Annotated in this window: 9 protein-coding genes and 1 pseudogene; 7 read left to right on the top strand and 3 right to left on the bottom strand. The window is 40.3% G+C overall.

Features of this window, described 5'->3' with window-relative positions:
* Window positions 1-260 precede the first annotated feature (260 nt).
* On the bottom strand, window positions 261-917 hold the full coding sequence (locus EGX73_RS01785) for an AraC family transcriptional regulator (RefSeq protein ID WP_253764176.1): 657 nt from the start codon (window positions 915-917) through the stop codon (window positions 261-263).
* Window positions 918-994: 77 nt separating this feature from the next.
* Window positions 995-1,132, bottom strand: a pseudogene (locus EGX73_RS16100) (AraC family transcriptional regulator); the annotation flags it as partial.
* A 316-nt stretch (window positions 1,133-1,448) separates the two neighbouring features.
* On the opposite strand from EGX73_RS16100, the gene EGX73_RS01780 reads away from it, so the two are divergent.
* The 7 genes from EGX73_RS01780 (at window position 1,449) to EGX73_RS01750 (ending at window position 10,781) form a co-directional block, all read left to right on the top strand.
* Window positions 1,449-2,822, top strand: a complete 1,374-nt coding sequence (locus EGX73_RS01780) for an ABC transporter substrate-binding protein (RefSeq protein ID WP_086269021.1) — start codon at window positions 1,449-1,451, stop codon at window positions 2,820-2,822.
* Window positions 2,823-2,834: 12 nt separating this feature from the next.
* Window positions 2,835-3,764: a carbohydrate ABC transporter permease gene (locus EGX73_RS01775; RefSeq protein ID WP_123866669.1), complete on the top strand. Its 930-nt coding sequence runs from the start codon at window positions 2,835-2,837 to the stop codon at window positions 3,762-3,764.
* The gene (locus EGX73_RS01770; protein ID WP_003125619.1) at window positions 3,761-4,591 is read left to right on the top strand and encodes a carbohydrate ABC transporter permease; all 831 of its coding nucleotides are present in this window, start codon (window positions 3,761-3,763) and stop codon (window positions 4,589-4,591) included. The genes EGX73_RS01775 and EGX73_RS01770 overlap by 4 nt, the downstream gene beginning before the upstream one ends.
* Window positions 4,592-4,631: 40 nt before the next feature.
* On the top strand, window positions 4,632-6,425 hold the full coding sequence (locus tag EGX73_RS01765; RefSeq protein ID WP_123866668.1) for a glycoside hydrolase family 2 protein: 1,794 nt from the start codon (window positions 4,632-4,634) through the stop codon (window positions 6,423-6,425).
* A gap of 171 nt (window positions 6,426-6,596) precedes the next feature.
* Window positions 6,597-7,679, top strand: coding sequence for a dipeptide epimerase (locus EGX73_RS01760; protein WP_003125621.1), 1,083 nt, complete (start codon window positions 6,597-6,599; stop codon window positions 7,677-7,679).
* A gap of 2 nt (window positions 7,680-7,681) precedes the next feature.
* Window positions 7,682-9,103, top strand: coding sequence for a transglutaminase-like domain-containing protein (locus EGX73_RS01755; RefSeq protein ID WP_003125622.1), 1,422 nt, complete (start codon window positions 7,682-7,684; stop codon window positions 9,101-9,103).
* Between the two features lie 34 nt (window positions 9,104-9,137).
* Window positions 9,138-10,781 carry a peptide ABC transporter substrate-binding protein gene (locus EGX73_RS01750; protein ID WP_123866667.1) on the top strand — a complete coding sequence of 548 codons (1,644 nt, stop codon included), beginning with the start codon at window positions 9,138-9,140 and terminating at the stop codon, window positions 10,779-10,781.
* Between the two features lie 70 nt (window positions 10,782-10,851).
* Here EGX73_RS01750 and EGX73_RS01745 read toward each other — a convergent pair whose 3' ends face one another.
* Window positions 10,852-11,787 (bottom strand): response regulator transcription factor, encoded by a 936-nt coding sequence (locus tag EGX73_RS01745; protein WP_005470561.1) that lies wholly within the window; start codon window positions 11,785-11,787, stop codon window positions 10,852-10,854.
* Between the last annotated feature and the right edge of the window lie 241 nt (window positions 11,788-12,028).

Genomic DNA, 12,028 nt, shown 5'->3' with positions numbered 1-12,028 from the left:
ACATTCTATAATGAGCAGATGTCAGCAACCGCTCTGAGGTTGTAAGCCGTGAGCAACTGTTTGCTGGATCATTCGCAAGAATCAATTGGTAAAAAAACCAATTGATTCTTTTTTTGAGGACTTCAATTTAGAGTGAATAAAAAAGAGATCTGATGCTTCCAGATCTCTTTTTTATGGTTGGGCGTTGCCTAATTTGGACAAAATGTTATAAATGCAGAATTCGCCGATTTGGTGACTATATAGGTTTCTTGCGTAGTTATTTAGTGAAAGCCGAAAATATTTTTTTGAAATTTCATAGGAGAAGTGCCAACCATTGATTTAAAGACGTGATGAAAGGTTTTGACGCTAGAAAAACCTGAGCGGGCAGCTACTTCTGCCATGGGAACCAGCTCTGTTCCTAAAATATACTTTGCCCGATGGATGCGGTATTCTGCCAGATAACTGGTAAAAGACATCCCGATATTTTTTTTGAAGAAGCGTGAGAAATAACTAGGACTAAACCCCACATGATCAGCAACATCCTGAATCGTGATCGCATGTAAATAATTGGACTCAATATAGTCGAGGATGGTGTCGATCTGGAACAATGTCTCGCGATTTTTTAATGTACTATCTAAAGCGGCTTTTTCTGTTTTTTTGTTCTTCAATGGCAGTTGGTACAAGAGATTCGCTAATTTATACAAACTGCTCAAAATACTGTATTGATACCCTTCACGCTGTTTCTGGTTTTCATGATAAATAGAAAGCAAGATAGTCTGGATCTCTTTTTGGATCGGGGTAGGCCAATCTTTACTGTAATTGACGACGGTCTCAAATACTTTGGCCAATGGACGATCATTTGGCGAGATATTGTCATGCCCTTGAAAGAGTTTGATATCAAATTGATAAACGATTCGTTCACTATTTGGCGAAGACAAGAAGAAGTGCGGTTCACCACTAGAAAAAAATAGATCTCGTCTTCATGCATTTGAATGATCTCGTCATCCACCCCTAATCTGACAGTTCCTTCCAAACAATAAATAAATTCAATTTCTTTGTGCCAGTGAGGATAAGTGATCGACCACCCTTCATTTGTAAAGGTTTTGAAAGGGAACAGCGGATTGATTTCAGGAATTTCCAAGTATAAGCTCATGTATTCTACTCCTTTGTTCTATAGATAGTGATGCGGTGTTGCTCTCTTTATTTTACTGTGTGATGTGCCTGATAGAATAAATGTAATCGATTTCTAATTTAGAAAATAGAGCCAAACAAAAATCGGGAATAAGGAACACATAACTCGGGAAGAAATATGTATTTTCGTTTTGTATAGTATAAATTGTAAAGAAAAACAGACAGCATTATTTTGGCAACATGAAGCAATCATTTTGTAAAAAATAATCCGTCTGATTTTCTTTTTGAACTATTGTATGCGCATACAAATGGAATATAAAAAGGCAGGAGCAAAGAAGATGAAAAAAATTGGTCTACTCATTTCCACATTGGTTATAGGCGGAAGTTTTTTATTATCGGGATGTGGGAGCAATGATGATGCTGGTGATCAAGCGAGTAAAGTTACCCTCAATTTTTCTTTTTGGGGCGATACATTGGAGAAAGCTTCGATCGATAAATTAATCAAAAACTTTAATGAATCACAAGACGAGATCCAAGTAAAAGCGCAGCAGATCCCTTATGACAATTATATGGAGAAGCTAAACACACAAGCTAGTACCAAAACACTTCCAGATGTCGGCTATATGGTTGAAACAAGCACGGCAGAGTGGGGGAAGAGCGGCAACTTAAGGGATCTGACAGAGCTGTATGAATCAGGAGGACCATTTGAGAACAAAATCGCAGAGACACGCTCGGAGTACAACGGGAAAGTCTTTGGATCGCCTGCAGGGCCAGGAATGCTTACACTGTTCTACAGTACGAAATATTTTGAAGAAAAGGGGGTTGAAGTTCCACCTCATGACGTCAATCAAGCGTGGGATTGGGATAAATTTGTATCCATTCTGAAAGAACTGACAGTCGACCGAAATGGCAATCATCCAGGCGATGCTGGTTTTGACGAAAAAAATATCAAAACCTATGGGATCTCCAATTTTACTGGTCTAGGCTATGAATCTTTCTTAATCAGCAATGGCGGTGGGGTGCTTAGTCAGGACGGCAAAAAAATCCTGATTGGAACAGATGCTTCGATTGAAGCGTTAGAGAAAATTCAGGATTTGATGTACAAAGATTATGTGATGCCGAAACCCTCACAGGCAAGTACGATTCCTTCAACTGATACCGCAATGCTGACAGATAGAGTAGCGATGACGATCACAGGATCTTGGGACTTACGTTCCCTGGGGGACGCTATCGAACAAAAAGGGTTAGCGTTAGGTATGGGTGTTTTACCAAAAATGGGAAAAGTCGTTCAAATGAATTTTGGTCCGCCAATCGTGGTTTTTGATAATGAAAACACACAAGAACATTGGGAAGAAACCAAAACATTTTTAGAGTATCTTTTAGACCCTGAGAATAGTTTAGATGTCATCGATTCAGGATTATGGTTACCTAACCAAGACAATTGGTTCTCAGATGAAACGTACCTTCAAAAATGGGCCGTAAGCGATCGTTCACCAGAATATAAAAAAGAAGCACTGGTTGAAGCGAAAGAGCAAGCGTTGACAAAAAACAAGGCCTTCTACAGTGAAGATGCTGCTTCGATCGAGCAAATCGTGAACCCCGCGTTAGAACAGGTCTGGACTGGCAAGAAAGCTCCAAGAGAAGTAGTTGAGGAAGACATTTTGCCAAAACTAGAGAAACAGTTCGGGGACAAATACGAGTATGTGAAGTAGGTGGACGAAGGAATGATCACACTTAAAACAGATGAACAATCTAAAAAGAAACAATATGATTTACACAAAGAAGAGAATCGTGCAGGGTATGCTTTTGCAGTCCCTGCAATTCTCGGATTATTGATTTTTACCATCATCCCAATGATCGTTAGTCTGATTCTTAGTTTTACAGATTATAATGTCATCGGTGATTTCAAATTTACCGGCATCGATAACTACCGTACGATTTTTATGGATGATCTTTTTTTCAAAAAATCGGTGGTTGTGACATTCACCTTTGCTTTTGGCAGTACGCTAAGTAGTTTGATCGCTGCACTAGTGATCGCATTGTTGATGAATGTCAAAGTTCGAGGACAGGCATTTTTTCGAACATTGTTCTACTTGCCGGTGGTAGTTCCAGCGGTGGCTTCAAACATTTTATGGATGTGGTTATTCAACCCGGATTTTGGCTTGCTGAATTCTGTTTTGCAATTTTTCCATTTGCCGCCGTCTAACTGGATTTTTGATGAACAAACAGCGATCCCATCTTTGATTTTAATGGCCGTATGGGGATGTGGCGGTACCGCTCTGGTTTTCTTAGCTGGGCTGCAGGATGTTCCCCAAGACCTAATGGAGGCTGTGGAAGTAGATGGCGGCAATTGGCGCCATAAATTTTTGTATGTGACATTGCCAGCCATCTCTCCCATCATTTTCTTTAACTTGGTGATGGGGTTGATTGGGTCTTTCCAGACATTCTCGCAAGCATACATTATGACTGGAGGCGGCCCCAATAATGCGACCTTGTTTTACGCATTGTTGATCTACCGGAAAGCATTCCAAGAAAATCAGTTTGGTTATGCATCCGCATTAGCATGGATCCTATTTGTGATTATTGGTTTGTTTACGATGCTGGTTTTTGGTACGGCAAAAAATTGGGTGTATTATGGAGGGCAAGAAAAATGACCATGAGAAAAGCAAAATACATGATGTATGTTCCATTAGTGGTGATTGGACTGATCTCATTGGTTCCATTTTTATGGCTAGTACGCAGCTCGTTTATGGATTCCTATGAAATTTTTGAGTTCCCCCCTAAGTGGCTGCCTGATCAATTATTATTTTCTAACTACGCAGATGTCTTTCAAGTTTTGGATCTAAAGACCTATCTCGTTAACACGTTTTTGATTATTATTCCCTGCATTATCGGGAATGTCTTTACTTCTTGCTTATGCGGTTACGCATTTGGCCGCTTGAACTTTAAATACAAGAATATGTGGTTTGCGATGGTCATTGCGACAATGATGCTTCCAGGTGCAGTGACGTTGATTCCGACATTTATGATGTGGAATAAATTAGGATTTGTAAATTCCTTTGTACCTTTGATCGCCCCAGCCTTTTTTGGCGGTGGTGGGTTCAATGTCTTTTTGATGCGACAATTTTTTGCTGGTATCCCAAAAGAATTAGATGAAGCGGCGATCCTGGATGGTGCAACCCACTGGCAGATTTTTTATAAGATCATGCTTCCGTTAGTTAAACCTGCCATGATGGTTGTAGGATTTTTTACGTTTATGAATACTTGGAATGATTTTTTTGGCCCCTTGATTTACTTGAATGATCCTAGCAAACAAACATTAGCTCTCGGATTATTGCAACTAAAAGGGCAATTTTCTTCTCAATGGAATATCATGATGGCGGCTTCTACATTAATGACGATTCCTGCGTTAGTCTTGTTTTTCTTCGGTCAAAAGTATTTCATTCAAGGAATCAGTCTTACTTCTGGAAGCAAAGGCTAGTTTGCCTCGTAATAAAAAAATTGAAAAGGAAAGGACGACTATGAACAGACCAGAATATCCGCGCCCACAATTTGAACGAAAGAAATGGCTGAATTTAAACGGTAAGTGGCAATTTGATTTTACCGACAACTTAGAGGAACAACAGCCACAAGCATTGACACAGATGATCGAAGTTCCTTATGTCTTTCAGTCCAAGCAAAGTGGAATTGAAATCAAAAGCTTTCATGACGGTGTTTGGTATCAGCGAGAGCTGATGGTGCCAGATACTTGGCAAGACAAACGTTTATTGTTACATTTCGGCGCTGTCGATTACCATTGCTGGGTCTACATCAACCATCAGTTAGTAGGGGAACACATTGGCGGACACACCTCATTTTCTTTTGATGTGACTCACTATTTGACCTTTGACAAAGATCTTCTCACACTAAAGGTCTTTGATCCATCAACAGATGAAGAAATACCAAGAGGCAAGCAATATTGGCAGGAACATTCTGCTGCTATCTGGTATACCCGAACAACGGGTATCTGGCAGACGGTGTGGTTGGAGGCAGTTGACAAAAACGGCTATTTAGAAAAGGTCTTTTATACCAGTGAGTTTGATCGGGGATCCGTAGAGATCGCCTATCATTATGCTGGTGATTTGACGGATAAAGAATTGTGTACCAGAATTTATTACGGCGAAGAGCTGATCGTTTCTGATCGCCAGCAGTTGACCGAGCACCAGTTCACACGCTCTTACAGTCTATTCAATCAAAAGATCGACCGCAGTGACTTTCACGGTCGCGGATGGACTTGGACTCCAGAGACCCCGAATCTCTTTGATGTCGTCTTTGATGTTTGGTCACAAGGAAAGTGTATCGATACCGTTAAAAGCTATTTTGGCATGCGAAAAATTCATATTCAAGATGGCATGGTCCACTTAAATAACCGCCCGTATTATCAGAAACTAGTGTTGGATCAGGGCTACTGGCCCACAAGTCTCATGACAGCTCCTACAGATGAAGATTACAAGAAAGATATCGAATTAGCCAAAGCAATGGGCTTCAACGGCTGTCGCAAACATCAAAAAGTAGAGGACCCCCGTTTTTTGTTTTGGGCAGATCAGTTAGGATTCATTGTTTGGGGAGAATGTGCCTCACCGAGTGTTTATACACGAACTAGCGGGGGGAAAGTGATGGCTGAATGGCAAGAGATCATCGACCGTGACTACAATCATCCTTGTATCACAACTTGGGTACCGATCAATGAAAGCTGGGGGGGACCGAACATTAGTGTCGATCGTCAGCAACAGCATTTTTCGCAGGCGATTTATCACTTGATCCATTCTTTAGATCCTACTCGATTGGTTATCTCAAATGATGGCTGGGAGATGACAGAAAGTGATATTTGTGGGATTCACAGCTATGTTCATGGAACGAAAGAAGAACTGGAGAAATACGACCATTTTGCGGCGAGTTTGCGAACAAAAGATACGATTTTAACTTCTGAACCCAATCGCAGAAAAATTTATTGTCCAGGATTTCAACATCAAGATGTTCCTATCTTGTTAACAGAATTTGGCGGGATCGGCTATGATACAGGGGCTCAAGGCTGGGGATATACCAATGCAGCTAATGAAGCAGAGTTTATTCAGGACTATCAGCGGGTGATTGATGCTGTCTATCAGTCAGAAATTCTTCACGGCTTTTGTTATACGCAGTTGACGGATGTGGAACAGGAAAAAAACGGTTTGTTAACAGCTGATCGACAACCAAAGTGTCCGCTTGATACAATCAAACAAATCAATGTTCGTTGGCATCCGACGATTATTAATAAAATACAATTATCTGATTAAAAGAGCAAATTTTTGCTCTTTTTTTGTTATTAAATTTACTGCTCAAAGGAGATAAGTTGGTAGAGTTATGCATAATCTGTATAAAAATAAAATTCAGAAAATTCAGAAAAAGTGTTGAAAAGAAAAAAACGGAATGATATAGTCAGTTTTAAGTTAGAGGGGGGAATGAAGATGAAAATTGAACGTGTGGAAATTGCTGCAAATAAAATGATGCTGCGCAAGCCATTTAAAATTGCATTAGGCGTTATTACTGAGGTCAGCAATTTGACCATTAAAGTGATCACTGACACAGGGGACTTTGGGATCGGTGAGGCAACACCTGAACCCTTAGTGACAGGGGAGACACTTGAAGGCTGTGAAGCTGCTCTAAAGTTATTGGCTGATGCATTAACTGGAGAAGATCCACGGCAATTAAGCCGGATCCATAGCATCATGAACCAGTGCATGAAAGGCAATGGGTCTGCCAAAGCAGCTCTCGATATGGCTTGCTATGATCTATTGGGAAAAAGTACAGGACTGCCTTTGTACCAGTTGTTAGGCGGTCAGGATAACCAAGTAGAGACAGATATGACGATTTCCATCGATACTCCAGAAGTGATGGCAGAGAATGCTCAATTGTTTGTGGAACAAGGATTTACTGCACTGAAGATCAAAGTCGGATTGGATGAGAAAGACGATATTGAACGAGTAAAACAAATTCGGGCAGCTGTCGGTCCAGCCATCGAATTGAGAATTGATGCCAACCAAGGTTGGCGAGCAAAGCAGGCAATAAAAATGATTGAACAGTTGCAGAAATATGACATCGCTTTTTTTGAGCAACCAACACCTGCTAGTGACATTGATGGATTAGCCTTTATCAGAACTCAAGTCAACCAACAGATCATGGCAGATGAAGCGGCATTTGTACCCCAAGATGCGTTATCATTGATCAAAAAAGATGCAGTAGATGCTGTCAATATCAAATTGATGAAATGTGGCGGCATCTATCCAGCGTTACAGATCAATAGTATTTGCGAAGCTGCGAATATCCCGTGTATGGTAGGTTGTATGGCAGGGGAGACCAATATTAGTATCGCAGCGGCAGCTCACTTTGTTGCTGCACAAAAAAATGTTCGTTTCGCTGACCTCGACGCGACGTTTGATTTAGCAGTTCTTGCGTATGAAGGGGTTGTTGGTACAGAAAAAACACCGGTGATTCAACTTAATGAAGCGGCTGGATTAGGCGTTAAACAAAAAGAGGAGGTGGCGCAGTGAGTATGGATCCTAATGATCTATCCAATCTAGTGGTTCCTTTGCCAGAAGACATTCAACGAGCCAAAGATTTTGGTGATTTTTCTTTAACACGTAGACTCATTCATCAGAAGTTGAACAATGCCCGTATCAGTGAAGTCTTAAAAGATCGTTTGCACACGGAATTAAAGGTTTTGACTGTTTTTGAAGCAAAGCAATATCCCTATGAAGAAACCAAAGCTCTGGAGATGATGCAACAGTCCTTTGTCGATTTTCAGCGAGAAGAACTGGATCGCTTAGTGGAAGCAGGAGAGGTTGAATGGATCTACTTGAACGGCAAAAAAGTTTTCCATGAACGCTTTATTGCTAATCTCGTTAAGACGCGCTCAGACTATTATACGCGCTATTTATTTGAGGAAGAAAACGGAATTGACAGTGCCCGACAAGTAGAACTGGATGAGAATGTAGAAAAAATGAAACAACTCGGACAAAGGACTGCTCGAATCGTTTTGAAACAATCACTTAGACCACTAACAACGCTTAATAAAGAAGACGGTCCTTTCTTGACGCACATTCCTTTGCCTCGAGACACTGGAAAGGTAGCAAATGCCAAGATTCTTCAGACAAAAGGAGCGGTCAAGCAGATTGATCCCTTCGCTGCACCACAGCGAACGATCGCATTTGAAACCAACGACCCTTCCTCAATTGAAGCGACTGTGGAACACAGCTATGAATTGACGGCTGTTTATACGGACTTATTCCAGTTGTTGGATGAGCAAACCATGATTCGTGAGTTGACTGAGTCGGAAAAAAACGCATTTGCATCAGCGCTCAATGAATTCGCTCCCCATATTCAATTTACGCCTTTTCTACAGCAATTATTGCAGGAAATTTTGCCGGAAGCAAAAAATCCCTTGGAACGTGCGTATGCGATTTATCATTTTGTGACCACCAAAGTGACCTATTCATTTATGCGAGAATATTATGCGATTCCGAATATCAGTGAGTACTGCGCAGTCAATCAGAAAGGAGACTGCGGGGTTCAAGCACTTTTATTTATCACTTTGTGTCGTATGGCGAATATCCCAGCTGAATGGGAGTCGGGTTTATATGTTTCAGAATTTTTTGTGGGCCCTCATGACTGGGCGCGCTTCTATCTACCAGAGTACGGTTGGCTTTATGTAGATGTTTCGTTTGGGGGCAGCGCATTTCGAGGCGGAAATGAAGAGCGCTGGCTTTATTATTTTGGAAACCTAGATATTTTTCGCTTACCTGCTAATAACTGTATTCAAGGGGGATTTACCGTAGCGAAGCAATTCTTACGAGCAGACCCCATCGACAATCAGCGGGGAGAATTTGAGTCTGCCAAGAAAGGCTACCGATATGATGAGCTGGATTGGCAAGCTGAATTGATTGAGATGACGATTTTAGAAAAAGCGCTTCGATAAGCGGTTGGGACGCATGTAAAAAAGGAGGACGTAAATGAGGAATAAAGGAAAAAAAAGAATGATGTTTTTGTTGGTTGTTGCTAGCGTCATCGGTTTTTCAGGTTGTAGTTATCAGAAAGAATCCAAAGCGACTGCCCAAGCGAGCAGTGTGGTCAATTTGATGGAACAAAGCGAAATCGGATCAATGGATACACTCTCTACACAAGATACGGCAAGTATCAATGCCCAAGTCAATGTCTTTGATGGATTGTATCAAATCGATGACACCAATAAGGTCGCACCGGCTATCGCCAAAGATTTCCCCAACATATCCGACGATGGTCTGACTTACACGATCACGTTGAGAGAAGATGCTACTTGGAGTAATGGGGAGCCAGTGACGGCTAAAGATTTTATTTATGCTTGGCAACGGCTAGCCACGCCAGCCAATCAAGCAAACTACATGTTTTTATTGGACGGTACATTTAAAAATGGCACCAAAATCATCAATGGGGAAAAAGACCCTTCTGAACTAGGTGCGAAAGCTACGGACGAGTACACGATCGAGATCCAATTGGAACAGCCAGTTCCTTATTTGACTTCGATATTGGCCTTTACTCCATTTTTTCCACAAAATGAAGCTTTTGTCACCGAAAAAGGGGATGCTTATGGCACATCAAGTGAAAATATTTTAACTAATGGCCCCTTTTTGATGAAAAATTGGGATCAAGCTTCCTCTACATGGGATTTGGAAAAAAATGAAGACTACTACAATCGTGATGCCATCAAACTGGAGAATATCCATTATGAAGTGATCAAAGAAGCTGTTACAGGATATAATCTTTTCAACGAAGGACAGTTGGATATGGCGGATATTTATGGGGAATACGTGAAGCAAAATGCCGCTAACGAAGAACTACAGACGGTGCTGACCTCTTATATCCACTATTTCAAGATGAATCAGAAAAGAGATGGTAAAGATACGATCTTTGCCAATGAAAATGTACGAAAAGCCGTTTATTATGCGATTGATAAAGAAGCTTTAGTCAAAGATGTCTTATCAGATGGATCAGAAGCAATCAATGGGTTTATTCCGAATAACTTTGTCTTCAATCCGGAAACTGGCAAAGATTTTCGAGAAGATGCGCCTCTCGAAGGACCGGATAAAGCCACTGCACTCGCTTACTGGCAAAAAGCCACTGCTGATATTGGGGATAAGATCTCCATCGAGATGTTAACCAAAGACACTGATGCAGATAAAAAAGTGGCTGAATTCATCCAGGATCAGTTACAGACAGTCTTACCGGGCTTGACCGTTGAAATCAAGTCTGTCCCATTGAATAATTCGATTGAATTGACACGAAAAAGCGATTACGAGTTAGCTATCGGAACATGGGGACCAGATTATCAAGACCCGATGACGTACCTTTACAATCTCGTTTCACCGAATAACACGAATTATGAAAATAAAGACTATGACCAGTTGATTGCTGATAGCAATACGACCTATGCCAATGATTTAGCGACACGTTGGGATACGATGATCAAAGCAGAAAAACTATTAGTAGAAGAAACCGCCGGGATTGTCCCAATCTACCAAAGAGCTCGTAGTATTATGGTCAATCCTTCCCTGAAAGGTGTGTACTATCCAACTTTCGGACCGTCAACGATCATCAAGTATGCATATATGGAAGAATAAGCCGTTCAGAGCAATGAATGACTGGTTTTTAAACTTTAAAAGGCCTGGAAGCGATCCTTCCAGGTCTTTTTTAGGCAGCTGCCTCATGGGTCTCTTTGTACTTTTCAAAAAGAATCATAATTTGCGTGCGTTTTTTTATCTCAAGTTTGATAAAAATGTTATGAACATGGGTTTTGACCGTTCCCAATGAAAGAAAGAGCTGATCGGCGATTTCCTGATTGGTTTGATGGGACAACAGCAACGCAAAGATTTCCGTTTCTCGTTGGGTAAACTGATGAATACGGCAAAAGTTTTGAATCAAGAGAGAGGCGTCTTGCTCTTGCGGTTTTTCTTCCTGTGGTTGGCGTTCTTTGATAAAGAAGTGCAGTAATAATATACAAACAACAATCGAAAAGATATCCTCTGAAATACTGCGATTATAAATCTTTGTCGCTAACGAGCTGTACTGGTCGACATTGAAAATCACGAAGCTATCTTCAATTATGATCAAAATACTAAAGAAGAGATTGATGATCATCAACTGTTTTAAATAGCGTTTGTTCAGTAGAGGGAGCTTCTTTTTGGTCCCTTGCCAACAATAAATTCCTAGATAAAAAAGGAAGAGTTGATTACCCAGATAATAGAGCCAAACTTTAAATGCTGAGTTTTCCATCAGTGGGGTCGTAATCATCCAAATGGCCAAAACGATCAATAGCGTATAATGGAGGGGAGAGGGTTTTTCTTTGTGTAGTTCGGCAAGAATAGAAATGGAGAAAAAGGCATTTCCCATAAATATAATAGTTTTAACTGCTGGTGCACTCATAAATGCTTGATCATAACTTTGGGCAAAGGAATTGAGAAATTCCGTCATATAAATAATTGTATTGTCAAAAATAAAGAATGCCAGATACAAACTAATCCAAAGAAATAATTTGTTTTTTTCTTTTAAGTAAGAATAAATAGCAAAAGTCATCGTGATTGAATATAGAATGATCAATAAAATATTGTATATAAAAATAGCTATCATATTGAATCCCCTTTCAATTTTTCTTACACCAATTTTCTTATCCTAATTATAACACCATTTGTTTTTTCTTTACTTTTAATTCCGCTAAACTTTCCTCTAAACTTTTGTAAACCCTTGGAAAATAACTGGTTTATATCCAAAAATAAACTTGTCCTCAGCAAGTATAGAATAAGTGTGATAACGTTTACAACTAATAGCTTATCGTAAACTCCGCCTTTTTTACCTAAAGTGAAGATGCAAA

Source organism: Enterococcus sp. FDAARGOS_553, assembly GCF_003812305.1.
Taxonomy (GTDB): Bacteria; Bacillota; Bacilli; order Lactobacillales; family Enterococcaceae; genus Enterococcus_D; species Enterococcus_D gallinarum.
The sequence above is the reverse complement of the archived record's forward strand: the minus strand, read 5'-3'. Positions and strand labels throughout refer to the sequence as shown.